At 67.0% G+C, this 24,178-nt stretch carries 24 protein-coding genes; 14 read left to right on the top strand and 10 right to left on the bottom strand.

Annotated features, from left to right (window positions below; all coding sequences use genetic code 11):
• The first annotated feature begins 30 nt into the window (after positions 1–30).
• Positions 31–861 carry a GGDEF domain-containing protein gene (locus WDM94_02815; GenBank protein ID MEJ0011556.1) on the top strand — a complete coding sequence of 277 codons (831 nt, stop codon included), beginning with the start codon at positions 31–33 and terminating at the stop codon, positions 859–861.
• On the opposite strand, the gene WDM94_02810 is transcribed toward WDM94_02815, so the two are convergent.
• Positions 858–1,289 (bottom strand): DUF6855 family protein, encoded by a 432-nt coding sequence (locus WDM94_02810; GenBank protein ID MEJ0011555.1) that lies wholly within the window; start codon positions 1,287–1,289, stop codon positions 858–860. The two genes, WDM94_02815 and WDM94_02810, sit on opposite strands and share 4 nt — an antisense overlap.
• Positions 1,290–1,608: 319 nt before the next feature.
• Here WDM94_02810 and WDM94_02805 point away from each other — a divergent pair, with 319 nt between their 5' ends.
• A complete protein-coding gene (locus WDM94_02805; protein ID MEJ0011554.1) occupies positions 1,609–3,621 on the top strand; it encodes a ferritin-like domain-containing protein in 2,013 nt (670 codons plus the stop codon).
• 1 nt (position 3,622) lies between these two features.
• On the opposite strand, the gene WDM94_02800 is transcribed toward WDM94_02805, so the two are convergent.
• The 3 genes from WDM94_02800 to epmA all read right to left on the bottom strand — a co-directional run bounded on the left by WDM94_02800 (position 3,623) and on the right by epmA (position 6,459).
• Positions 3,623–4,132, bottom strand: coding sequence for an arsenate reductase ArsC (locus tag WDM94_02800; GenBank protein MEJ0011553.1), 510 nt, complete (start codon positions 4,130–4,132; stop codon positions 3,623–3,625).
• A gap of 114 nt (positions 4,133–4,246) precedes the next feature.
• Positions 4,247–5,278 (bottom strand): lysine-2,3-aminomutase-like protein, encoded by a 1,032-nt coding sequence (locus tag WDM94_02795; GenBank protein MEJ0011552.1) that lies wholly within the window; start codon positions 5,276–5,278, stop codon positions 4,247–4,249.
• Positions 5,279–5,442: 164 nt separating this feature from the next.
• A complete protein-coding gene (epmA, locus tag WDM94_02790; protein ID MEJ0011551.1) occupies positions 5,443–6,459 on the bottom strand; it encodes an EF-P lysine aminoacylase EpmA in 1,017 nt (338 codons plus the stop codon).
• Between the two features lie 101 nt (positions 6,460–6,560).
• On the opposite strand from epmA, the gene efp reads away from it, so the two are divergent.
• On the top strand, positions 6,561–7,127 hold the full coding sequence (gene efp / locus WDM94_02785) for an elongation factor P (GenBank protein MEJ0011550.1): 567 nt from the start codon (positions 6,561–6,563) through the stop codon (positions 7,125–7,127).
• 3 nt (positions 7,128–7,130) lie between these two features.
• Here the strand turns inward: efp and WDM94_02780 are convergent, their stop codons facing one another.
• Together WDM94_02780 and WDM94_02775 are read right to left on the bottom strand one after the other, a co-directional pair.
• Positions 7,131–8,210 carry an acyltransferase family protein gene (locus tag WDM94_02780; GenBank protein ID MEJ0011549.1) on the bottom strand — a complete coding sequence of 360 codons (1,080 nt, stop codon included), beginning with the start codon at positions 8,208–8,210 and terminating at the stop codon, positions 7,131–7,133.
• A gap of 91 nt (positions 8,211–8,301) precedes the next feature.
• A complete protein-coding gene (locus WDM94_02775; GenBank protein ID MEJ0011548.1) occupies positions 8,302–9,069 on the bottom strand; it encodes an IclR family transcriptional regulator in 768 nt (255 codons plus the stop codon).
• Positions 9,070–9,263: 194 nt separating this feature from the next.
• On the opposite strand from WDM94_02775, the gene WDM94_02770 reads away from it, so the two are divergent.
• From WDM94_02770 to WDM94_02760, 3 genes are all read left to right on the top strand, one after another.
• Positions 9,264–10,760, top strand: a complete 1,497-nt coding sequence (locus WDM94_02770; GenBank protein MEJ0011547.1) for a sugar ABC transporter ATP-binding protein — start codon at positions 9,264–9,266, stop codon at positions 10,758–10,760.
• Position 10,761: 1 nt separating this feature from the next.
• Positions 10,762–11,766, top strand: coding sequence for an ABC transporter permease (locus WDM94_02765; protein MEJ0011546.1), 1,005 nt, complete (start codon positions 10,762–10,764; stop codon positions 11,764–11,766).
• Between the two features lie 102 nt (positions 11,767–11,868).
• Positions 11,869–12,813, top strand: a complete 945-nt coding sequence (locus WDM94_02760) for an ABC transporter substrate-binding protein (protein ID MEJ0011545.1) — start codon at positions 11,869–11,871, stop codon at positions 12,811–12,813.
• A 101-nt stretch (positions 12,814–12,914) separates the two neighbouring features.
• On the opposite strand, the gene WDM94_02755 is transcribed toward WDM94_02760, so the two are convergent.
• Together WDM94_02755 and WDM94_02750 are read right to left on the bottom strand one after the other, a co-directional pair.
• Positions 12,915–13,610 carry a GntR family transcriptional regulator gene (locus WDM94_02755; protein ID MEJ0011544.1) on the bottom strand — a complete coding sequence of 232 codons (696 nt, stop codon included), beginning with the start codon at positions 13,608–13,610 and terminating at the stop codon, positions 12,915–12,917.
• Between the two features lie 682 nt (positions 13,611–14,292).
• The gene (locus WDM94_02750) at positions 14,293–15,219 is read right to left on the bottom strand and encodes an aldo/keto reductase (protein ID MEJ0011543.1); all 927 of its coding nucleotides are present in this window, start codon (positions 15,217–15,219) and stop codon (positions 14,293–14,295) included.
• Between the two features lie 122 nt (positions 15,220–15,341).
• Here WDM94_02750 and WDM94_02745 point away from each other — a divergent pair, with 122 nt between their 5' ends.
• Complete coding sequence (locus tag WDM94_02745) at positions 15,342–15,767, top strand: RbsD/FucU domain-containing protein (protein ID MEJ0011542.1); 426 nt, start codon at positions 15,342–15,344, stop codon at positions 15,765–15,767.
• 27 nt (positions 15,768–15,794) lie between these two features.
• A complete protein-coding gene (locus WDM94_02740) occupies positions 15,795–16,709 on the top strand; it encodes an SMP-30/gluconolactonase/LRE family protein (protein ID MEJ0011541.1) in 915 nt (304 codons plus the stop codon).
• Here WDM94_02740 and WDM94_02735 read toward each other — a convergent pair.
• Positions 16,706–17,656 carry a heparan-alpha-glucosaminide N-acetyltransferase gene (locus tag WDM94_02735; protein ID MEJ0011540.1) on the bottom strand — a complete coding sequence of 317 codons (951 nt, stop codon included), beginning with the start codon at positions 17,654–17,656 and terminating at the stop codon, positions 16,706–16,708. The two genes, WDM94_02740 and WDM94_02735, sit on opposite strands and share 4 nt — an antisense overlap.
• Positions 17,657–17,884: 228 nt before the next feature.
• Here WDM94_02735 and WDM94_02730 point away from each other — a divergent pair, with 228 nt between their 5' ends.
• From WDM94_02730 to WDM94_02705, 6 genes are all read left to right on the top strand, one after another.
• Positions 17,885–18,169: an acyl carrier protein gene (locus WDM94_02730; GenBank protein MEJ0011539.1), complete on the top strand. Its 285-nt coding sequence runs from the start codon at positions 17,885–17,887 to the stop codon at positions 18,167–18,169.
• 19 nt (positions 18,170–18,188) lie between these two features.
• On the top strand, positions 18,189–18,656 hold the full coding sequence (locus WDM94_02725; GenBank protein MEJ0011538.1) for a 3-hydroxyacyl-ACP dehydratase FabZ family protein: 468 nt from the start codon (positions 18,189–18,191) through the stop codon (positions 18,654–18,656).
• Positions 18,657–18,668: 12 nt separating this feature from the next.
• The gene (locus WDM94_02720) at positions 18,669–19,874 is read left to right on the top strand and encodes a beta-ketoacyl-ACP synthase (GenBank protein ID MEJ0011537.1); all 1,206 of its coding nucleotides are present in this window, start codon (positions 18,669–18,671) and stop codon (positions 19,872–19,874) included.
• 10 nt (positions 19,875–19,884) lie between these two features.
• A complete protein-coding gene (locus WDM94_02715; protein MEJ0011536.1) occupies positions 19,885–21,156 on the top strand; it encodes a beta-ketoacyl-ACP synthase in 1,272 nt (423 codons plus the stop codon).
• Between the two features lie 158 nt (positions 21,157–21,314).
• Positions 21,315–22,337 (top strand): zinc-binding dehydrogenase, encoded by a 1,023-nt coding sequence (locus WDM94_02710; GenBank protein MEJ0011535.1) that lies wholly within the window; start codon positions 21,315–21,317, stop codon positions 22,335–22,337.
• Entirely contained in the window at positions 22,334–23,305 is a 972-nt protein-coding gene (locus WDM94_02705; protein MEJ0011534.1) for a lipid A biosynthesis lauroyl acyltransferase, read from the top strand. Before WDM94_02710 ends, WDM94_02705 begins: the two co-directional genes overlap by 4 nt.
• Before the next feature lie 3 nt (positions 23,306–23,308).
• On the opposite strand, the gene WDM94_02700 is transcribed toward WDM94_02705, so the two are convergent.
• Positions 23,309–23,932: a LysE family transporter gene (locus tag WDM94_02700; protein ID MEJ0011533.1), complete on the bottom strand. Its 624-nt coding sequence runs from the start codon at positions 23,930–23,932 to the stop codon at positions 23,309–23,311.
• Positions 23,933–24,178: the final 246 nt, after the last annotated feature.

The following is a 24,178-nucleotide window of genomic DNA, read 5'->3' as shown; positions in this document are numbered from 1 at the left end:
TTTGCGATCAGGCTGGTAGTTCTACCGACCATGCAAAGCCAGCAACCGCGCCGCGGCTTCTTCCGCCGCTATCTCAGCACGCGCATCCGGAGCAATCCCGAACTGGTCGGATTCGTCGCGCGCATCACCTCGCTGTGCGTGGCGATCGCGGTCGGCACCGATGTCGTCAACCAGCTCATCTTCTTCGAGACGTGGGGGGTGGCGCTGCGCTCGTGGGCGATCACGGCGGCGCTGGCGCTCGCGATCGCGGCGCCGATCACGCGCACCATCGGCAAGGCGCACCTCGAGCTCTTCCGCGCCAAGCAGGTGGTCGACAAGCTGTCGCGCACCGATCCGCTGACGGGCCTCGCCAACCGCCGCGCGCTGATCGAGGCGGCGGAGGCGAAGGCGGCCGTGGCGCTGATCCTGGTGATCTTCGACATCGACTGGTTCAAGCGGATCAACGACGCGCACGGGCACATCGCCGGCGATACCGTCATCCAGGAGGTGGGCAACGCGATGGTCGATCATCTGGCGCATCTCGGCCTCGTCTGCCGGCTGGGCGGCGAGGAATTCGCGCTGCTTTCCGGCAACAAGGAAATGGAAGCGGTGCTCGATGCGCTGTGGGCGCTCCGCGATCATCTCGCCGCGGCGCCGATCATCGTCGGCGAGGCCGCGGTCAACGTGACGCTCTCGGCCGGCGTCGCGCTCCGCCAGCCCGGCGCCAGCTTCAACCAGCTCTACGCCGACGCCGACCGCGCCCTCTACATGGCGAAGACCGGCGGCCGCGATCGCATCGACTACGCCGCGCCGCTCACGCCCAGCGAGACCGACCGCCGCCGCTGGCGCTCGGCGCGCGACAACGACGCGGCGGTCGCCTAGAGCGCGCGCGTGCGGTTGTTGCGCGGGTTGTCCTCGACCTCAGCCAGGCCCAGCACCTTCATCACCGGCGGAACATAGACGGCGAAGCGCCCGCGCAGGCCCTTCTTCAGGCCGTACCAACCCTTCACCGGATTTTTCGGCGAGCGCGCCCAGGCCTCGACCGTTCCCTCGGTCACCGGCTTCTGCTCGTCGGCGCCGCCAAGCAGCATCCAGTCGCCGTGCGCCTTCAGCATCGCGTGCAGGTCTTCGATGGCGCGCAGGTGATAGCGGAGCTCCGTCTTGCCCGACTGGACGACCAGCGCCGGCGGGTCGAGGGCGGGATCGCGGAAGGCGGTAAACTCGGCCTTGCCGCCGGGCGTCTTCAGTTGCCACGGCTTCTCGCGGGTGCCTGCGGTGTCGGCCTTTGCCATCGACGTTTCCTTGTTCATTTCTTTTTCCCTGTCGCGCCTTCGGCGCTCCCCGCCTCTTGCCTTGTTTCTTCCCTGTCGCGCCTTTGGCGCTCCCCGCCTCTTGTTTTGTTTCTCCCTGTCGCGCCTTCAGCGCTCCCCGCCTCTTGTTTTGTTTCTTCCCTGTCGCGCCTTCGGCGCTCCCCGCCTCTTGTCTTGTTTCTTCCCTGTCGCGCCTTCGGCGCTCCGCGCCTCTTCAATTGTTGCTGGAGATGTTCATAACATCGCAGCATCGCGACCCTGCGGTATACCGTTACCCGAGAGTCGCGCGCCTAATTTGCTTGTGCCAAGATTGCCGGAAATGACCCAACAAGAAGAACCAAAAATCCGGATCGAGACGCGCGAGGAGCTGATCTACCTGCTGGCCGAGGCGGCGGCGATCGAGCACAATCTCATGTGCTGCTACCTCTACGCCGCGTGGAGCCTGAAGCGCGGCGAGCGCGACGGGCTGACCGCCCGGCAGGCGGAAGCCGTCAGCCGCTGGAAGCGCGGCATCATCTCGGTCGCAGTCGAGGAGATGACGCACCTCGCGCTGGTCGGCAACCTGACCTCGGCGATCGGCGGCTCACCGCACCTGTCGCGGCCGAATTTTCCGATCCCCGCCGGCTATCACCCGACCGGCGTCGTGGTCGAGCTGGCGCGCTTCTCGCCGGCGGTGCTCGATCATTTCATCTATCTCGAGCGGCCGGAGGGGAAGGAGCTCACCGACTCGACCGAGTTCGTGCATCCCGCCGACTACCACCGCACGCAGCCGAAGGGGCGGCTGATGCCGCACGGGCAGGACTACAACACCGTCGGCCATCTCTATCGCGGCATTCGCCACGGCTTCGACGTCATGGCGCATCACATCGGCGAGGCGTCGCTGTTCTGCGGCGACGTCGCCGCCCAGATCGGCCCGGACGACGTGCATCTGCCCGGCATCATGACGGTCAGCGACCTCAAGACAGCCGAGGGCGCGATCGAGACGATCATCGAGCAGGGTGAGGGCGCGCCCGACCACAGCGAGGACAGCCACTACAGCCGGTTCGTACGCGTGCGGCGGGAATTCGAAGAATTCGTCGCGAACGATCCGACCTTCGAGCCGGCGTTCCCGGTCGCCCACAATCCGGTGATGCATGCGCCGATGAATCCGGAAAACCGGGTGTACATCGACAACCCGATGGCAGCGAAAGTGCTCGACCTCGCCAACGCCGTCTACAGCCATGCGCTGCGTTGTCTCGTGCAAAGCTACGGCCGCACCGCCGACGACCAGGCGGCGAAGAAGATGTACCTCGACGCGGCCATCGACCTGATGTTCGTGCTGACCGAGATCGGGCCATATCTCGCCTCGCTGCCGGCGGGCAAGGCGCATCCCGGCGTCAACGCCGGCGTCACCTTCACGATGCTGCGCGATTTCGCCCGGCTGCCGCGCGGGCCGGGCGAGGCGCGCATGATCGCCGAGCGCTTCATCGAGATGGCGCACCATGCGCGCTCCGTCTGCCCGACCGGGCACGAACTGGCGCACATTGCCGAGGCGATCGAGAAGCTGGGCGCCAAGTTCGGCCTGCCTGAGATTGCCACCGTGACCAGCAAGGTCGCGGCGCCGGTCGCGCCGGTGCAGCCGATCCCGCTCGAGCCGAGCGCGCCGCCGGTGATACCGAAGCCGGACGACCTGCCGTCGGGCGCCGGCATCGACCGCGTCGAGGTCGTGGAGGGCACCGACATCGCCATCCACTACACCGGCAAGCGGTGCATCCACGCGCGCTTCTGCGTGCTCGGCGCGCCGAAAGTTTTCCGCGCCAATACGCCGGGGACGTGGATCTATCCCGACGCGATGCCCAAGGACGACGTGATCCGCATCGCGCACGAATGCCCTTCCGGCGCCATCCGCTACGCCCGCAAGGACGGCGGGCCGGAGGAAGCGGCGCCGGCGGTGAACGTCGTGAACCTGCGCGAGAACGGACCCTATGCCTTTCGCGCGGCGCTCAAGATCGGCGACGTGGACGTCGGCTTCCGCGCCACGCTCTGCCGCTGCGGCGCCTCGAAGCGCAAGCCGTTCTGCGACGGCTCGCACAACGCCGTCGGCTTTGCGGCGACCGGAGAACCGGGAACGCGGAAGTCCGATCCGCTCGCCATGCGCGACGGCACGCTGGTGGTCGATCCGCAGCGGAACGGTCCGCTGGAAATCAGCGGCAACCTGGAAATCTGCTCAGGCACGGGCCGGACGGTGGAACGCGTGACGCGCGCGCGCCTCTGCCGCTGCGGCAACTCGCGCTCGAAGCCGTTCTGCGACGGCTCGCACGCGCGCGTCGGCTTCGAGGCGGACGGGAGCTAGGTCAGGCGGAGACGCTTCGGCCGGCGCCGATGTCGGTGAGGTGCTTGTGGAGCGCGACGTGGTCGAGCTTCGCGAGCGGCAGGTTGATGAAGAGGCCGATACGGGTGGCGAGCATCCGGTAGGCGTCGTCGTAGGCAGCGGAGACTTCGGCGTGGGTGCCGGTGGCCTTGGCCGGATCGGGGACGCTCCAGTGGGCGCTCGCGGGATGGCCCGGCCAGACCGGGCAGGTTTCGCCGGCGGCCTCGTCGCAAACCGTGAAGATGAAATCCATCTCCGGCGCGCCCGGCCGCGCGAACTCGTCCCAGCCCTTCGAGCGGAACGACGCGGTGTCGTAGTTCAGCGTCTTCAGCAGCGTCAGCGCGTGCTCGGCGACGGTGCCGGACGGACGGCTGCCGGCCGAAAAGGCGCGGAAGCGGCCCTTGCCGTCGCGGTTGAGGATCGCCTCGGCCATGATCGAGCGGGCCGAGTTGGCCGAGCAGAGAAAGAGTACGTTATAAACCGGATCGGCCACTTTTTCGCGCTCCCGTCTAGCCAGCCGGCTATTTGGCGGAGGCAGATGACAGTCCTGTGACGGGGCGGCTTCAGGCCGTCAGGCGTGCATCGGGCGGCACCACGAGCGCGAGGATCACGCCTCTGGCGGATAGACGTGCGTCGCGCCCGCCGGATCCTTCACCTCGCGCTCGCCGACATATGTCGGGCCGATCGGCACCTTGCCATGGCCGCCGGGGATGTCGAGGACGTAGGTCGGCTGGGCAATGCCCGACAGCGTGCCGCGCAACGCCCGCATCAGCGCCTGCCCCTCGTCGATGGTCGTGCGGAAATGGGCGGTGCCCGGCGCGAGATCGGCGTGGTGCAGGTAGTACGGCTTCACGCGCGCCTCGACGAAGGCGCGCATCAGCGCGGCGAGCGTTGCCGCATCGTCGTTGACGCCGCGGAGCAGCACGGTCTGGCTGACCAGCGGGATGCCGGCATCGGCGAGGCGGGCCAGCGCGCCGCGCGCCTCCGCCGTCAACTCGCGCGGATGGTTGGCGTGGATCGCGACCCACGGCGTCAGTCCGTCGGCCTTCAGCGATGCGATCAGTTCGGGCGTCACGCGTTCGGGCGCCACGACCGGGATGCGCGTGTGGAAGCGCACGATCTTCACATGCGGGATCGCGGCGATGTTGGCGACGAGCGAGGCGAGGCGGCGCGGCGTGGCGATCAGCGGATCGCCGCCGGAGACGATGACCTCCCAGATTTCGGAGTGGGCGCGGATGTAGTCGAGCGCGGACGCAAGTTCGGCGCGCGACAGGCCATCGCCCTGCCCGACGCTCTCGCGGCGGAAGCAGAAGCGGCAGTAGACGGCGCAGGCGGACACGAACTTCAGCAGCACGCGGTCGGGGTAGCGGTGGATCAGCCCGGGCGTCACCTCGTGGGCGCCGTCGCCGATCGGGTCGGCGAGTTCGTCCGGCGTGGTGTGTAGTTCGCTGACATCGGGCACGAACTGGCGCGCGATCGGGTCGCCGGCGTCGGCAGGGTCGATCAGCACCGTCATCGCGGGCGTGATGGCGACGGCGTAGCGGGCGGCGACCTGCTCCAGTGCGGCGACGTCGGTTGGCGGGATGAGATCGGCGGCGGCGAGGTCGGCGGGACGGCGGAGGGTCGCACGGCCGGGCAAACCTCCCCCATGAGGGGAGGTCGAAATTGCGGAGCGATTTCGGGAGGGGGTATTTCGCTCAACCGGCCCGCCCCCCTCCCGAAGCTCGCCATCGCTGCGATCGGCGACCTTCGACCTCCCCTCAAGGGGGAGGTTGGGTGCCCGCGTTTGTTCATCCAGCATCGTCATTGCTCCAGCCCGGTGGCATCCACCGGGGTCCATTGCACCTGATCTATATCGGTCGCGCCGCTGCCCAGCATCACCAGCCGGTCGAGGCCCAGCGCGACGCCGCTGGCCGGCGGCATGTGCGCGAGGGCGGCGAGGAAGTCTTCATCGATCGGACAGCGCTCGCCGTAGATACGCGCCTTCTCGTCCATGTCGGCGGTGAAGCGGCGGCGCTGCTCGGCCGCGTCGGTGAGCTCGGCGAAGCCGTTGGCAAGTTCCACGCCGCAGGCGTAGAGCTCGAAGCGTTCCGCGACGGACGGATCGCCGGGCTTGGCGCGGGCGAGTGCGGCTTCGCTCACCGGATATTCCGTCAGCAGCGTGACGCGGCCGATGCCGAGATTGGGTTCGATCTTTTCGCTGAGCACGCGGCTGAAGATGTCCGACCACGTGTCGTCGGCGGCGATGCGTACGCCGGCGACCTTCGCGAAACGATCGCGATCGCCGCGCGTCGCGGCGAGGTCGATGCCGGCGTGGCGGGCGAAGGCTTCGGCGACGGTGAGGACTTCCGGCTCGGCATGCGGATCGGCCTCGCGGCCGCGCCAGCGCAGCGTGTCGGCCGCCACCGGCAACAGCGTCAGGCAATCTTGCATGATGGTCTCGTGGGGCGCGTTGGCGCGATACCATTCGACCATCGTGAATTCGGGCGCGTGGAGCGCCGTGCGCTCGCGATTGCGGAAAACGTGGGCGAAGGTGAAAATCTTCTCCTCGCCGGCGGCGAGCAGCTTCTTCATCGCGAACTCGGGCGAGGTGTGCAGGTAGCGCGGCACGCGGGCGCCGCCGGTGCCGATCATCTCGGTGGCGAAGGCGTGGAGGTGCGTCTCGTTGCCCGGCGACACCTGGAGCGCCGCGGTATCGACCTCGACGAAGCCTTCCGCCTCAAACACATTGCGAAGCGCCGCCACCGTGCGGTTGCGGAAAAGCAGGTACGGCCGGCGGTCGGCGTGGCGCTCCCTGTCCCAGAACCGTGGTCCGTCCATCCTGCCAATCCTTAACGTCCGGGCGCCCCGGCCCACTGGCGGAGTAGCCCAAAATCGCTATTGTGCCGCCAAATTTCCGGCCAGCCATAATCGAGGGTGCCTTGAAAGTCATCGCCAGCCAGGTCCGCAAGGGCAACGTCGTCGAGGTCGATAACCAGCTTTTCGTCGTGCTGACCGCCGAAAATTTCCATCCCGGCAAGGGCACGCCGACGACCCAGATCGACATGCGCCGCATCTCGGACGGGGTGAAGGTGTCGCAGCGCTACAAGACGACCGAGCAGCTCGAGCGGGCGTTCGTCGATGAGCACGACTACTCGTACCTCTACAAGGACGCCGACGGCTACACGTTCATGAACGGCGAGAATTTCGAGCAGGTGACGGTGCCGGAGAGCGTCGTCGGCGACTATGCGCCCTACCTGCAGGAAAACATGAGCGTGCATCTGTCGCTCTACAACGGCATCCCGATCGCGATCGAGCTGCCGCAGCGCGTGACGCTCGAAGTCGTCGAGACCGAGCCGACGATGAAGGGGCAGACCGCGTCGTCATCTTACAAGCCGGCGATCCTGTCGAACGGCGTGCGCACGCTGGTGCCAGGTCACATCGTCGCCGGCACGCGCATCATCGTGATGACGGAAGACGGCTCCTACGCCGAGCGCGCCAAGGACTGACCCTCAGACGACGCGGCGCACGGCCGGCAGTATCCTGAGGGACACGGACAGCGCGAAGCTCACCGCCAGCGCGAGGACCGTGACGATCGCGAATTTCGCGGTCGCTGAAGCTGCGAGATTCAGGATCGCGGCCTGGATCGCGAGCACCACGAACCAGTGGATCAGGTAGACGCCGTAGACGTTGCCGTCGAGGCGATCGAGCCATGGGCCGGGGCGATTGCAATACGTGCGGAACAGCACGGTCGACCCCAGAATCACGCCGACACAGACGAAGGCTTCGAAAAAGCCCCAGAGCGGCTGGAAGGCCAGCAGCGCCGGCGACCGCCCCTGAAGCGCGTTGACGGCGAGCGCCAGCGCGAATGCGGCAACGCCGACCGGGAACCACCACGCCATCCGCGCCGGGATCTTGTTGAACCAATCGCCGCGGCCGGCGACGATGCCGATCACGAACAGGCTCAGGTGTTGCGGCAGGTGGGCCGGCTCTACCGGCACAAGCCACAGGACATGGACCCAAACGTCTTGCGGGTAGGCGATCCGCACCAGCACGCCGACGATGCCAAGCGCGAGCACGTAGAACAGAACGGTCCAGTAGTTCGGCGGCGGCAATGCGCTCTCGGCCTGCGGGCGGAACGTGCGCCACAGCGCGTATAGCAGGCCGTAAACCAGAATCTGCTCCACGAACCAGAGGTGGCCGACGACGATGTTCCAGTGGCCGATGTAGTCCGTGACGTACAGCGAGACGAACCGCGTCACCTGGCCGGGCTGGTAGTAGATGAACAGCGGGAAGACGATGAACGCAAAGAAGAGAAGCGGGACGCCGAGGCGCACCAGCCGGTCGCGGACGTAGGCGGCACCCCCCTTGCGGTCATAGGAGCTGCCGGTGAAGTAGCCCGCGATGAGGAAGAAGAAGCCCATGAAGTAGGTGGCGTTCAGCGCGAAGAACGCTCCGAACCACTCTGCCTTCGCGGGGTCTTCGACCGGCCATTGATCGGCGGTCGGGCCATAGGCCTGGGCGGCGTGATGCGCGACGACTACCGCGATGAGGAAGACGCGAAGCCACCCGACAAAAGCCAGCCGTCGCATTGGCGCCCCGTTTGCTTCGCGCAATTGAAGGCGGTGCTAGAGGCGGGCCTGAGTCGCGTCAATCTGTCGGGCACGATCATCCGCGTGAGACTCAGTCCTTGGATAGCGAGCGCTGCGAAATCTCGTTGCCGGTGGCGATCAGCAGCTTGAGCGTGCCTGCCTGGTCGGGAGCATCGGCCTTATCGAGGCGCACCGTATAGGGGCAGGTGAGCGCGGCGACGATGCTGCCCAGGGGGCCGAGGATCGGGACGGACAAGTTGGTCACGCTCGCGACCTGCTGGCTTTCCATGATCTCGTAGCCGCGCTCGCGCACCTGGGCGAAACGCGTCAGGAGATTGGTGGGCAGCTTGCGCTGCTGGCGCTCGTTTTCCAGCATGAAGGCGCGCTCCTCGTCGCTGGCGAAGGCGAGGAAGACGTGGCCGGAGCCGGTGTTGACGAGGCCGATACGCGAGCCGACGCGGACCGAGACGTTCCAGTAGCCCGGGCTGTCGACCTGCGCGACCACGACCAGGATGTTGCGGTCATGGATGACAAGATGCACCGCCTGCTCGGCGTCGCGGGCGAAGCGGCGGAGCACCGGCGTCGCCTGGCTGACCAGGCGGCGGATGGGCGGCGAGGTGTGCGCCAGTTCGAACAGCTTTAGCGTCAGCTCGTAGCGGTCGGCGCTGGTGCGGCGGACGTAGTCGCGGCGCACCAGGCGGTCGAGCATCCGGTAGATCTCGGCCGGCGATCGCTCCAGGGATTTCGCAATCTCGGCCTGGCTGAGGCCCTCGTCGGTTCCGGCGAGCAGTTCGAGGATGTCGAGGCCCTTATCGAGCGCGGGGGCCCGATACTTTTCGAGGTCTTCCGCGATGTTCATGCGCCCTCCCAAGGCCCCCTGTGCCGCCATCGCTGCTGCCGGCACGAGCGAAATCGATATTGCCACAGGCTTTCATTTGTGAATAGATTGTTTGTCTATGATTGCAGCATATGGGCTGGGAGGGCCATACGCATGCGCTTCCCATCCCTGTGTCCAGCCATTCGAGCGAGGGTCTCGTGACCGCCCTCGTCGAAATGGTCAATGTCGATAAGTCCTTCCCGGGCGTGCGCGCGCTGTCGAAGGCGCGCTTCGAACTCATGCCCGGCGAAGTCCACGCCCTGATGGGCGAGAACGGCGCCGGCAAGTCGACGCTCATGAAGATTCTCGCCGGGGTTTACCGGCGCGACAGCGGCGAGATCCGGCTCGCCGGCGAGGCGGTCGAGATCGCGACCCCGCACCAGGCGCAGCGCCTCGGCATCGCGATGATCCATCAGGAACTGAGCCTGATGCGGCACCTGACCGCCGCGCAGAACATCTTCATCGGCCGCGAGCCGCGCACCTTCGGCGGTCTGCTGCTCGACGAGAAGAAGCTCAACGCGAACGTCGCGGCGATCTTCCACTCGATGCACCTTAAGCTCGACCCGCGCGCGCTGGTCGAGACGCTGACCATCGCCAAGCAGCAGATGGTAGAGATCGCCAAGGCGCTGAGCTTCAGCTCGCGCGTGCTCATCATGGACGAGCCGACCGCGGCGCTGAACGACGCCGAGATCAACGAGCTGTTCGCGATCATCGCGCGGCTCAAGGCCGACGGCGTCGGCATCGTCTACATCTCGCACAAGATGGACGAGATCAAACGCATCGCCGACCGCGTGACGGTGATGCGCGACAGCGAATACGTCGGCACCGTGCCGGCGGCGACGACGCCGATCGAGACGATCATCTCGATGATGGTCGGCCGCACGCTGACCAACGAGACGGCGAGCGCACGCGGCGGCGAGGACACGCCGATCGCGCTCGAAGTGCGCGGCATGCGGCGCGGCAAGGAAATTCGCGACGTCTCGTTCAGCGTCCGCAAGGGCGAGATTCTCGGCCTCGCCGGCCTGATGGGCGCCGGGCGGACGGAAGTGGCGCGGGCGATCTTCGGCGCCGATCCGGTCGAGGGCGGCGAGATTTACGTCGACGGCAAGAAGGTCTCGGTGCGCTCGCCAAAGGACGCGGTGCAGGCCGGCATCGGCTACCTCAGCGAGGACCGCAAGCACTTCGGCCTCGTCACCGGCCTCGACGTGCGCAACAACATCGCCATGGCCTCGATCGAGCGGTTCATGGGCCCGATCGGCTGGCTGCACGAAGACAGGATGCGCGACTCGGCGCGGCAATACATCCGCCAGCTCGCGATCAAGACGCCGTCCGATACGCAGGAGGCGCGGTTCCTTTCCGGCGGCAACCAGCAGAAGGTGGTCATCGCCAAGTGGCTGCTGCGCGACTGCCCGATCCTGATCTTCGACGAGCCGACGCGCGGCATCGACGTCGGGGCGAAATCCGAAATCTACAAGCTGCTCAACGCGCTCGCCGGCCAGGGCCGCGCGATCATCATGATATCCTCGGAGCTGCCGGAGATTCTCCGCCTCAGCCACCGCATCGCGGTGATGTGCGAGGGGCGTCTGACCGGCGTACTGCCGGGCGGCTCGTCACAGGAGGAGATCATGCGGCTGGCGACGCTACGGCAAAGCTCTGTGGAGGAGGCTGCCTGAGATGACTGAAGCGCGCACTGAGCCGCTGCCCGGCACGTCGGCGAATTTCCGCGGCTCGCCGGTCTATCACCGCCTGCTGGCGTTCTCGGGGCTGATCGTCCTGTTCATCGGCTTCAGCATCGCGTCGTCCAATTTTTATCAGACGGCAAACATCATCAACATCCTGCAGGCGACGTCGGTGAACGGCGTGCTCGCCGTGGCGGCGACGCTGGTCATCATATCGGGCGGCATCGATCTTTCGGTGGGCACGCTGATGACGTTCTGCTCCGTGATGGCCGGCGTGTTCATCACGAACTGGGGCCTGCCTATCTGGATCGGCGTGCCCGGCGCGCTGCTCGTCGGGCTTGCCAGCGGCGCGGTGTCCGGCGTCTTCATCGCCAAGCTCAAGATCCCGCCGTTCATCGCCACGCTCGGCATGATGCTGATCTACAAGGGGCTGTCGCTGGCGATCTGCGGCGCCAAACCGATCTATTTCACCGGCACGCCGGACTTCATAAAAATATCCACCGGCTCGGTCATCGGCGCGGTAATTCCAGGAGTGCCGATCCCGAACGGCGTGGTCATCCTCTTTGCCGTCGCCGGGCTCGCGGCGTTCATCCTGGCGCGCACCGCGCTCGGCCGCTTCACCTTCGCGATGGGCTCGAACGAGGAGGCGCTGCGCCTCTCCGGCGTCAACATCGACGGCTGGAAGATCGCGATCTACGCGCTCGCCGGCTGCGTCTGCGGCGTCGCCGGCATCCTGATCGCATCGCGCATCAATTCGGCGCAGCCGTCGATCGGCCAGGGCTACGAGCTCGACGCCATCGCCGCGGTGGTGATCGGCGGCACGTCGCTCAGCGGCGGGCGCGGCACGATGCTCGGCACCATGATCGGCGCGCTCATCATCAGCGTCGTCGCCAACGGCCTGCGCATCCTGTCGGTGCCGCAGGAATGGCAGATCGTCGTCACCGGCTCGATCATCATCGTCGCCGTCTACGCAGACATCCTGAGGCGCCGTCGCGCATGAGGATCAACCCGCGTCACCCGAAGGGGACGCCAAGAGCAAGAAGGGCGAACGCCCCACAAAAACGCAATCACAGAGAAACAAACAACCTTCCTCGGAGGAACCATGTTGAATAGACGTTTCGTGCTCGGCCTGCTCGGGGCCACGGCACTGGTTGTCTCGACCGGCATGTCGTCGGCGGCAGACAAGCCCTATATCGCGCTGATCTCGAAAGGCTTCCAGCACCAGTTCTGGCAGGCGGTGAAGCTTGGCTCGGAACAGGCCGCCAAGGACTTCAACGTCGACGTGACCTTCGAAGGTCCGGACGGCGAAGGCGCCGTCGACAGGCAGCTCGACATGATCTCGGCGGCGCTCGCCAAGCATCCGGCCGCCATCGGCATCGCGGCCATCGACAGCCAGGCGACGATCCCGCTGCTGCAGCAGTTCAAGGACGCCAAGATCCCGGTGATCGCGTTCGACTCCGGCGTCGCCAGCGACATTCCGGTGACGTCGTGCTCGACCGACAACCTTGCCTCGGCGGCGCTCGCCGCGGACAAGATGTCGGAGCTGATCGGCGGCGAAGGCAAGATTGCCATCGTGTCGTTCGACCAGACCAGCCAGACCGGCATCGAGCGCCGCGACGGCTTCGTCAACCAGATCAAGGCGAAGTACCCGAAGATCGAGATCGTCGACATCGAGTACGGCGGCGGCGACCACCTGAAGTCGGCTGAAATCACCAAGGCCATCCTGCAGGCCCACACCGACCTGAAGGGCATCTTCGCCACCAACGAAGGCGCGGCGATCGGCACCGGCATCGGCAAGAAGGAAGCCGGCAGCCAGGTGGTCGTGATCGGCTACGACTCGGGCAAGGAACAGCTCGACTTCGTCCGCGACGGCACGATCAACGGCGCCATCACGCAGAACCCGGTCGGCATCGGCTACGAGACGGTGAAGGCCGCCGTGGCCGCCGCCAAGGGCGAGGCGACGCCGAAGCACATCGACACCGGCTTCTACTGGTACGACAAGAACAACATCGACGATCCGAAGATCAAGCCGAACCTCTACGACTAGGCCGAGGTTCGAGAATCAAAGCCGGGCCGGAGAGGATGCTCTCCGGCCCGGTTTCTTTTTGCGATGTAGCTATTCGTCAGCCGCGCCGGAGCGGCAGGCGCTCACGCCGCCTCGAACAGATCGGGCTGGCGCGAGGCGAAGCGGTTGATCTCAGCCAGCGCGCGATCGAGATGCGCGCCCATCGCCGAGGCCGCGGTCTCGGGATTGCGCGCGGAGAAGGCGGCGCAGATGGCGCGATGCTCCTTCAGCGTCTCGGCCGAGCGACCCGGCGAGGGAACCAGCAGGCGGCGGGCACGCTCGAGCGGGGCGCGCGAGATTTCGACGGCGGCGGCGACGCGCGACATCGCGATGCGCTCGAACAGCATCGAATGGAAGCGGACGTCGAGGGCGTAGAACTCCTCCCAGTCCTTCGCGTCGATGGTCGCCGCCTGGTATGTCAGCAGACGGTCGAGGCGCTTCAGGGTCATCTCGTCCATGGCGCTCGCGATGGCGGCGGCGGTCGCAACCTCCAGCGCGCGGCGGACGAACGATGCCTCGGCGACGTCGGAGAGGCGGATGCGAGCGACGAACGTGCCCTTCTGCGGCTCGACATCGACCAGCCGCTCGCCGGCGAGACGCGACACCGCCTCGGACAGCGGCTGGCGCGAAATGCCGAGCCGGCCGCAGATCTCATGCTTGTCGAGGCGGGTGCCGGGCTTCAGCGCGAGATCGATGATCGAGGCGCGCAGATCCTCGTAAACCAGCACCGCCTTGGACACCCCCCGCCGCGGCGCCGCACCGACAAATCCCGAGGCCATTGGAGCCGCCTATCCATATGAAATGACGCTGGTTTTGTGGCTGACATGTTAGCATGAAAGCGAGGGGCGGCAAGGCGGGAATGGGCTTGGATGGGGATTTCGAGGCATCGGAAGAGCGGTGCGGAAAGGGGTGGACGATTCGGTCATGGCGGGTGGTTGCGATGATGGGCGGGCGTGGGTCACGCGTTGTGGCGACACACCGGCCCGCCTGCCTCCGCATCACGCTCGCACGGGCGGGCTCCCCACCGCTTTCCCATGGAGCTCGCGAGCAAATCTCCCCTCCGCTTTCCTCGCGAAAGCGGGGATCAGGTAGATAACCGGGCACACCCCGAAGGTTGGTGCTTCGCATCTGGCACCTGGTCCCCCGCCTGCGCGGGGCAAGCGGACGGGGTCAGGCTCCTGTCAGGGCAAATGCGAATGGCCGAGGTCGTTCGAGACCGGCGCGCGAGACCCTCGGACTGCCGCGCCTCGGCGCGCACCGAACCTCCCCTCCGCTTTCCCCGCGAAAGCGGGGACCCAGGTGCGGTAGCTTGGCTTGGTCCTCGTACGTCAGTGCCCGGTCGATTCACCTGGGTCCCCGCCTTCGCGGGCAAAGCGGAGAGTGAGTGGCGCTCCGCCTGCCCGTCCTATGCCCGTGACATTCACGCCTACCCGGCGACGCCGATATCTATGCGCCGCTTGCCTACGCCGTGATCCGGTCGATCTCCGCGATCTCCGCCGCGGTCAGCTTCCACTCCACGGCCTTCGCGTTCGACGCGACCTGCTCCGGCTTGGTGGCGCCGGCGATGATCGAGGCGACCAGCGGCTTCGACGCAAGCCAGCTCATCGCCAGTTCGACCATCGTGCGGCCATGCCTGTCGGCGAAGGCGTGCAGCGCCTCGATCACGTCCCAGTGCGGCGCGAGGAAGCGGCTCGTGGCTTCCTTGTGGCGCGTGCCGGCAGGCAGCGGCGCGCCTTTGCGGTACTTGCCGGTGAGCGCGCCGCCACCCAGCGGGAAGTAGGGCACGAGGCTGAGGCGATTCTTCTGCAGCGCCGGAAACAGCGACTTCTCGTGGTCGCGATGGGTCAGGCTGTATTCGTCCTGCGCGGCGACGAAGCCTTCGATGCCGAGTTTCTTCGCCTCTGCCGTGGCGTCGTCGATCTCGTCGGCGAGGAAATTCGAGCAGGCGATGTGGAGCACCTTGCCGGCCTTCTTCAATTCTTCCAGCGCGCGGAACGTCTCTTCGATCGGCGTCGCGGGATCGGGCTCGTGCATGACGAGCAGATCGATGCGGTCGGTCTTGAGGCGTGCGAGGCTCGCCTCGACCGCGCTCATGACGTAGCGCCGGCTGCCGCGACGGTCTTCGACGATGCCGGCCATCGGCTTGCCGAACTTGGTGACCAGCACGACCTCGCTCCGCCGTGCGCCCAGCACCTGGCCGATGATCGTCTCGGAGCCGCCGCTGTTGCCGTAGATGTCGGCGGTATCGAAATGCGTGACGCCGTGGTCGAGCGCGGCGTGGATCACCTTCCGCGATGCCTCGAGGTCGATGCGGCCGCCGAAGTTGTTGGTGCCGAGGCCGACGAGAGAGACGGAAAGGCTGCTTGAGCCGAGCTTGCGGTGTTCCACGGAATTCTCCTGGCGGCGCTGTATGGGGACATAGCGCGGCGGCTCCGCCCACGCCACCAATTGACGTTGCCGCAATTTTCCGCCGTTATCCGGCTCAAGAAGAATTCGGGGGAAGCTTCCAGATGCTCAAGGGAATTGACCCGATCCTCGGGCCGGATCTGCTGCATGCGCTGGCGGCCATGGGCCACGGCGACGAAATCTGCATCGCGGACGCGAATTTTCCGGCGACCTCCAATGCGCGGCGCCTGATCCGGCTGGACGGCATCGAGGCGACGCGGGTCGCCGACGCGATCCTGTCGGTGATGCCGCTCGACACGTTCGTCGACAACGCCGCGTTCGTCATGCAGGTGGTCGGCAAGCCGAAGGAGTCGCCGCCGGTCTACGGGCTCTTCCAGCAGGCGATCGACAAGCACGCCAAGGGCTTCAAGATCGGCCGCATCGAGCGGATGAAATTCTACGAGCGGGCGCGCACCTGCTACGCCATCGTGGCGACCGGCGACACGCGCGCCTATGCCAACCTGATCCTCACCAAGGGCGTCCTGCTCTAGCCCAACCTCATCCGGGAGACCCACGCCATGGCTCTGCTTGCGGAGATCGCGGAACGCATCGACCGGCGTTTTATCCATCTCGTCAACGGCTCGGTCGAGGTCGAGAAACTCTATGGTCAATGCCGGTGGGCCGAGGGGCCGGTGTGGATGCCGGACGCCAACCAGCTCGTGTGGAGCGACATCCCGAATTCGCGGATGCTGCGCTGGACGCCGGGCGGCGGCGTCAGCGTCTTCCGCACCGACTCCAACTATTCCAACGGCAACACGCGCGACCGCAACGGGCGGCTGATCACCTGCGAGCACGGCGCGCGGCGCGTGACGCGGACGGAAGCCGACGGCTCGATCACGGTGCTGGCCGAGATGTACAAGGGCAAGCGGCTCAACTCGCCCAACGATGCGGTGGTGAAGTCGGACGGCTCGATCTGGTTCACCGATCCGCACTACGGGATCATGAGCGACTACGAGGGCCACAAGGCCGAGCGCGAGCAGGAGACCAACAACGTCTATCGGATCGACCCGAAAAGCGGGAAGCTGACCGCCGTCGTCGACGATTTCGTCATGCCGAACGGGCTTGCCTTCTCGCCGGATGAATCGATTCTCTACGTCGCCGACTCCGCAATCAGCCACGATCCGGACGCGCCGTCGCACATCCGCACCTTCAAGGTTTCCAGGGACGGAACGCTGAAGGGCGGCAAGGTTTTCGCCACCACCGACGGCATCCCGGACGGCCTGCGTGTCGATACCAACGGCAACGTGTGGACCAGCGCCGGCTCCGGCATCAACGTCTACGCGCCGTCGGGCGACCTGCTCGGCCGCATCCGCTTTCCGCAGTCGGTGGCAAACCTCTGCTTCGGCGGGCCAAAGCGGAACCGGATTTTCGTCGCCTGCACGCACGAGCTTTACGCGTTCTACGTCACGGCGACGGGCGTTGCCGGCGGCTAGGGCTGCGGGGTGCGGCAGCGGTCGACGATTGCATCCCAGCGCGTCTGCTGCTCATCCGTCATGTCGGCGCCGGCCCTGAACAGGTCGGTGCCGTAGAGGCCGTCGAACAGGCAGCCGCAGAGCGCGGTGCAGGCGGGCGCGTCGCGGTCGCCGACGCAGGCGGTGGTGCACTGCCCGACCCAGCGCTCGCGGATGACGCCCACGCCCGGCGGGTGCAGCAGCGTGAAGACATACAGCGCGCCGACGATCAGCGGCTGGTGGATAAGATAGATGGCGAGGCTCCAGCGTCCTGCCAGCATCAGCAGATTTGAGACGGCATCGGTCGGCCGGAAGCGCGCCAGCGCATCGGCATGGCGGACGACGACGCGGCCGGCGGCGACGCCGGCGAGCACGATGCCGAACCATGGCAGCAACGGCACGTAGTCGACGGTCGGCGGCGGCTCAGGCGACAAGCCGACCCACCACAGCCACGGCTGATCGAAAATCGGGGCGGCGAGGAACCACGGCGCGGCGACGATCGCGGCCGCGACGATCGCCGTCAGCCAGACCGGCGCCCACAGGAACGGCAGCGCGAGGACACTCGCCACCGCGATCTCGTGCAGGATGCCGAAGAAGACGAAAGTGGAGCGGTCGAACCAGACCGTCGCGACGGTCACCAGCGCCGCGCCGGCGGCGATGAAGGCGAGGCGACGGAGGTAGCGGCGCCAGTCGATGCCGCCGCGGCTAGCCAGCACCAGAGCGATGCCGACCAGCACGAGGAACGTACCCGCCGTCAGCCGCGCATAAATCTTCCAAGGCAGATCGCTCTCGACGTCGGCCGCGATCAGCCCATCCGCCGAGAGGTCGAAGCAGGTGTGATAGACGACCATCGCGACGATGGCGATGCCGCGGGCGAGGTCGATGGCGGCGATGCGGGGAACGGCGCGCGGCGCGGCCGCGGCGGGCATGGCAGCCAAGGCAGGTCCCCTCGTCTCGATCGGCGCGCGGCGTCATCTTGCGGGCGCCGGCACGGCGGCGCAACAACAGCCCCCGCGTTGGCGGTGGACAGGCCGCGCTAAGGTCTATATTGGACCCTCTGGACCGGCCATCGGGGCTTCCGGGCGACGGCTAAGCGGCTGCAGCGCCAGTGAAAACCGTCCCGATTGGCGAGTGATTTCAAGGGGAACGCGCGCGCCATGTCTTCGACTTTCGATATCGTCGCCAAGGTCATCGCCGAGACCAGCGACGTGCCTCTGGAAAATATCAAACCCGAGGCGCACGCCATCGACGATCTCGGCATCGACAGCCTCGACTTCCTCGACATCGTGTTCGCGCTCGACAAGAAATTCGGCATCAAGATTCCGCTTGAGCAGTGGACGCAGGAAGTGAATCAGGGCAAGGCGAACGTCGAGGACTATTTCGTGCTGAAGAACCTCTGCGCGCGCATCGACGAACTGGTCGCCGCGAAGTCCGCCACCTAAAGGCGACGCACAGGAAGCCATGCGTCTCGAATATTTCGAACTGCTGGACAGGGTCGAGGAAATTGATCTCGAGGGCGGCTCGATCCGCATAAGCTCGACGTTGCCCGAGCGCAGCCCGGTGTTCGACGGCCACTTCCCGAGCTTCCCGATCCTACCCGGCGTCCTGATGCTCGAGATGATGAACCAGGCGGCGGGTTACCTGCTCTATCGCCGCTTCAAGCGCGAGCGGTTCGTCTTCCTCGGCGGCGTCAAGCGCGCCAAGTTCCGCCGCATGGTGAAGCCGGGCACCAGCCTGCAGATCACCGGACGCATCACGCACGACGGCTCCGGCTTCTTCATCGCCGAAACCAGCCTCAAGGCCGGCAGCGAGTCCGCGGCCGACGCGGAGATCATCCTGATCGTGCAGGATTTCCCGACGCCGGAAGCAAGGGCCGCCCTGGCGCGCAGCACCGATTTCCTCGAGGCCGCCTCGCCGGTCACGGCGTGAGCGGGCGCTAGCATGGCGCGCGAGGTCTGGGTCACCGGCATCGGGCTTGTCTCCAGCCTCGGCGAAGGTCTTGACGCGCATTGGCAGGCGCTTGCCGAAGCCGAGCGGCCGGCGCCGAAAGTCGACCTCGAGTTCACGCCGCCGTTCGGCATCCATCCGCTGGTGCCGCTCAATCTCGATTCGCAGATCCCGAAGAAAAGCGATCAGCGCCAGATGGAGGCGTGGCAGCGGCTCGGCACCTATGCCGCCGGGCTGGCGCTCAGCGATGCGGGCATCGCGGGCAATCTCGATATTCTCGGACACACGCATGTCGTGGTCGCGGCGGACGGCGGCGAGCGCGACGTGCCGACCGATACGGCGATCCTCGCAGGACTGCCGACGGCGGCCGATCCTTCCGGCTATCTCAACGAGCACCTGACCAACGATCTCCGCCCGACCCTGTTTCTGGCGCAGCTTCCCAATCTCGTCGCCGGCAACATCTCGATCGTGCACAAGGTCACCGGCTCGTCGCGTACGTTCATGGGCGAGGAGATCGCCGGCGCCTCGGCGATGGAGATCGCGTGGCGGCGCATCGGCGCCTCGCAGGGGGACATATTCCTCGTCGGTGGCGCCTGCCTCGCCGAACGGAAAGACTCGGTGCTGAACTGCGCGCTCGGCGGCACTCTGTGGGCCGGCGAGCACAAGCCGATCTGGGAGCGGCTGGAAGCCGGCGGCGGCGCCATGCTCGGCTCGGTCGGTGCCTTCCTGATCCTGGAGGCGCGTGAGCATGCCGAGGCGCGCGGCGCCAAGCGCTACGCCCGCCTGCTCGACGTTGAGACCGACCAGAGCCGCCGGCGGCCGGGCGACGTCGCGGCCAAGCTGACGCGCCAGCTCGACATCATCGCGCCGGCCGGCCAGGCGCCGGTCTCCGTGCTTTCCGCGGCCACCGGCGTTGCCCAGGCGACGCGCGAGGAGCGCGACCTGCTGGCACAATTGATCGCCGCGGGCCGGGTCGATACGGTACGGGCGACCGGATCCATGCTCGGCACGGCGACGAGCGCGACCTTCCCGGCGACCGCAGGTTTGGCGGCGCTGGCCCTGTCACGGGGCGGCTTCTACCGGAGCGTGGACACCACCGGCTTCGAGACGCCGAAGGCCGACAAACCGACACGGATCGCGGTCACCTCCGCCGGCATGTGGCGCGGCGAAGGCAGCGCGCTATTTGCTGCGATCGAGTGAGGGGAAGCATATGAAGGATCATCGCGGCCGTCCCGTCGTTGCCGTCACCGGCTACGGCATGGTTTCATCCCTCGGTCAGGGCGTCGCCGACTCGTGGGCCGGGCTCACCGCCGGGCGCTCGGGCATCAAGAAGATCACGCGCTTCCCGACCGAGCACATGCGCACGGTCATCGCCGGCGCCATCGATTATCTCTGGCAGGACGACGACACCGCCATGGACATCACCACGCGCGCCGCGATCCTTGCCGCCGAGGAAGCCATTGCCGGCGCGGGCATCGGCACGCCCGGCGATTTTCCCGGCCCGATGTACGCGGCGCTGCCGCCGGCGGAACTGGAGTGGCCCTATCGCCGCCAGCTTTTCGACGGCGCACAGCCGATCGACGGGGACGCCTATGACCGCATGATCGCGGCGGCGCGTCGGAAGAACGACGATTACGGCTTCAAGCATGCGCTGCTCGGCTTCATCGCCGAGGGCATCGCCGAGAAGATCGGTACGCGCGGTGCGCCGATCTCGCTGACCACCGCCTGCGCTTCCGGCGCGACCGCGATCCAGCTCGGTGTCGAGGCGATCCGCCGCGGCGACACCGACGCCGCCATCTCGATCGGCGCCGACTGCTCGGTGAATCCCGAGATGATGATCCGCTTCGGGTTGCTCTCCGCACTTTCCGGCACCAACGAGCCGCCGCAGGAAGTCTCGCGACCGTTCGCCAAGGACCGCGACGGCTTCGTCATCGCTGAAGGCGCGGCGGCGCTGGTGCTGGAAAATTACGATACGGCAGTGGCGCGCGGCGCGACGATCCACGCGATCGTGCGCGGCATCGCCGAGAAGGCGGACGACTTCCACCGCACGCGCTCGAAGCCGGACGGCTCTGCGATCATCGGCGCGATCCGCGCCACGGTCGAGGACGCCGGCCTGTCGCCCGACGCTATCGACTACGTCAACGCGCACGGCACCTCGACGCCGGAGAACGACAAGATGGAGGCGATGTCGCTGGAGGCGGTGTTCGGCGAGCGCATCCGCACGACGCCGGTGTCGTCCAACAAATCGATGATCGGGCACACGCTGACCGCGGCCGGTGCGATCGAGGCGATCTTCTCGATCAAGACGATGGAAGACGGCATCATCCCGCCGACGATCAACTACAATCATCCCGATCCGGCGATCCCGTTCGACGTGGTGCCGAACGTCGCGCGCAAGCAGCAAGCGTCGGCTGTGCTGTCGAATTCGTTCGGCTTCGGCGGGCAGAATGCGTGCCTGGTGCTGACTGCCGAGCCGGCGTGAGACTCGCATCATGAATCCGGCGCCCGATTTGATCCTCCCCCATTTACGGGGGAGGGGGCAGCGCGCAGCGCCGACGGAGGGGGCCGCCCCCTCCACCGCCTTCGGCGGTCCCCCTCCCCCGCTTTGCGGGGGAGGATCAGCACTGGCGAGCGATTGAAATGCGCGCGCTCCAGCTCACCGACAACCGCAACCTCGCGATCGTCGATTTCCCGGAGGCCCCTCTCCCCGGGCCGGGCGAGGTCACGGTCGCCATCGGCGCGGTGGCGCTCAACCATATCGACGTTTGGGGCTGGCGCGGCATGGCCTTCGCCAAGCGCAAGCTGCCCATCGTCATCGGCGCTGAAGCCGCGGGTACCATCGTTGCCGTTGGCTCCGGCGTTGCGCTGAAGGCTGGGCAGATCGTGGCGCTGTTCGGCGCGGAGACGTGCGGCAAGTGCCGCGCCTGCCTCGAGGGACGGGATAATTTCTGCGAAAACGTGGCCGGCATCCGCGGCTTCCACGTCGATGGCCTGGCGCGCGAGCGGATCACGCTGCCGGCGCGTCTCGTGGTCGCCGCGCCTCCCGGACTCGGCGTCGTCGATGCGGCCTGCGCGCCGATCACCTACGGCACGGTCGAGCACATGCTGTTCGACAACGCGCATCTGGAAGCCGGGCAGACGGTGCTGATCCAGGCCGGCGGCTCGGGCATTGGTACGGCGGCCATACAACTAGCAAAGGCAGTTGGGGCCACCGTCATCACCACGGTGTCGACCGAGGACAAGGCGGCGAAGGCGAAGGCGCTCGGCGCCGATTACGTCATCAACTACAAGGAAGACCGCTTCGAGGGTGTCGTGCGCAAGCTGACCAAGAAGCAAGGCGTCGACGTCGTGTTCGAGCACGTCGGGCCGGACACGTTCGCGCAGTCGATGTTCTGCATGAAGCGCGGCGGCATCCTGGTCACGTGCGGCTCGACCACCGGCGTGTCGACCGAGATCAACCTGTTCCAGCTCTACCAGCGGCAGCTTCGCCTGATCGGCTCGTTCGGCTGCAACCTGCGCAACCTCGCGACCGTGCTCGGCAAGATGGCAGAGGGCATCGCCAAGCCGGTGATCGACACGACCATCAAACTTGCCGATATAGACTCCGCCCTGTCGCGGCTGGAGTCGCGCAACGTGTTCGGCAAAATCATCGTAACCCTTTGACGGACGGACCGCAGAAACCGCAAACCACGCGCCGGCGCACGCGCGTCAACCGCGGCGGCACGCTGGGCGCGCGCATCGTGCGCAGCGAATTTTTCTACCGCCTCAGCGCGGGGACGCTGCGCGCCGGCATGAATCTCGTCCGCCGGCTCGGCCGCGAGCGGGCGCTGCGCATGGTCGGCGGGCTGCTCCGCACGATCGGGCCGTGGCTGCCGGAGCATCGCATGGCTCAAGCGAGCATCGCGGCGTCGTTCCCGGAGAGGAGCGAAGGCGAGCGCGCCGAGATACTCCGCGGTGCGTGGGAGAATTTCGCCGCGGTCGTGGTCGAGTTCGTGTTCCTCGAGGAACTCGCCGCCGAGTTCGATCCGGCGCATCCCACCGAGGGCGTGGTGACCATCTCCGGCATCGATCACTTTGCGGCGCTGCGCGACGACGGCAAGCCGGCGGTGATCATCGCGGCGCATCTCGCCAACTGGGAGATTCTGGGCGTCGTCGCGCAGACTTTTGGCCTGCGCACCGTGCTGCCCTTCCGCGCGCCCGGCAATTTTCACCTCGCCGAGGACGTGCTGGCCAAGCGCGAAGCGCTGATGGGGACGCTGGTGGAAAGCGGGCGCGGCGCCTCGTTCGAGATCGCGGCGGCCCTCGACCGCGGCGAGCACCTTGGCATGCTGGTCGACCAGCGCCTGACGCGCGGGCTGGATGTGCCCTTCTTCGGCCGGCCGGCGCTGACCAATCCGCTCGCCGCGAAATTCGCGCGGCAATACGACTGCCCGGTGCACGGCGCGCGTGCCATCCGCCTGCCCGGCGGGCGGCTGCACCTCGAGCTCACCGGCCCGATCACCCTGCCGCGCGACAGCGACGGGTTGATCGACGTCGAAGCGGCGACGCTCGAAATCAACCGGATCGTCGAAGGCTGGGTGCGCGAGCATCCCGGCCAGTGGTTCTGGCTGCACGACCGCTGGCGGCACTAACGCCTAGCGCGCCTCGAGGATCAACCGCAGCCCGAGCAGACCGATGACCGCGCCGGCGGTGCGGTCGATCCACGTCTTGGCGTGGAGATAGACCGCGCGCGGGCGGGACGCCGAGAAGGCGAGCGCGACCAGCGCGTACCACGCGCTTTCCTGGACGAAGACGAGTGGCGGGATGGCGAAGTCCACCCACAGCGGCGGATGCGCCGGCATCAGCGCCGCGAACACGGCGCCGTAAGCCGCGACGATCTTCGGGTTCGCCAGTTGCGTCGCCAGCCCCATGCCGAACGAGCGCCAGGCGTCGGAGCCCGCCGCACCGCTCTCGGTCACCGCGATCGGCTCGCTGGCGTGGCGCCAGATCATGATCGCCAGGTAGAGCAGGTAGACGCCGCCGGCGATCTTCAGCGCCCAGAACAGCCACGCCGCCTCCGTCATCAGCGCACGCAGCCCGACCAGCGCCAGCACCGCGTAAACGAGCGCGCCGACACCCATGCCGAGCGCGGCGGCGAGGCCATCGGCGCGCGAGCGGGCGACCGAAGTGCGCACGACGAAGACGAAGCTCGGACCGGGGCTGATGGCGCCGATGAGCAGCGTGCCGAGGAGTGCGAGAAGGGCGAGGAGGTCGGACATAGGCGGATCGTAGCGCCGGTGCTCGCATCGAGCCAACTCCATGCCGATGAGTCACCTCTCCCTGAGGGAGAGGGCTTCCGAACTTGGCGAACGAAGTAAGCCTAGGGAGGAAGGGAGGAAGGGAGGAAGGGAGGAAGGGAGGAGGGGTCAGGGGCCCATCGCTCAAAACGCCTGTCCCTAACCCCTCACCCTTTTCGCCTAATTCGCTTCGCTCATAAGGCTCAAAGCCCTCTCCCTCAGGGAGAG

This window comes from Bauldia sp., assembly GCA_037200845.1.
Classification (GTDB): Bacteria; Pseudomonadota; Alphaproteobacteria; order Rhizobiales; family Kaistiaceae; genus DASZQY01.
The sequence above is the reverse complement of the archived record's forward strand: the minus strand, read 5'-3'. Positions and strand labels throughout refer to the sequence as shown.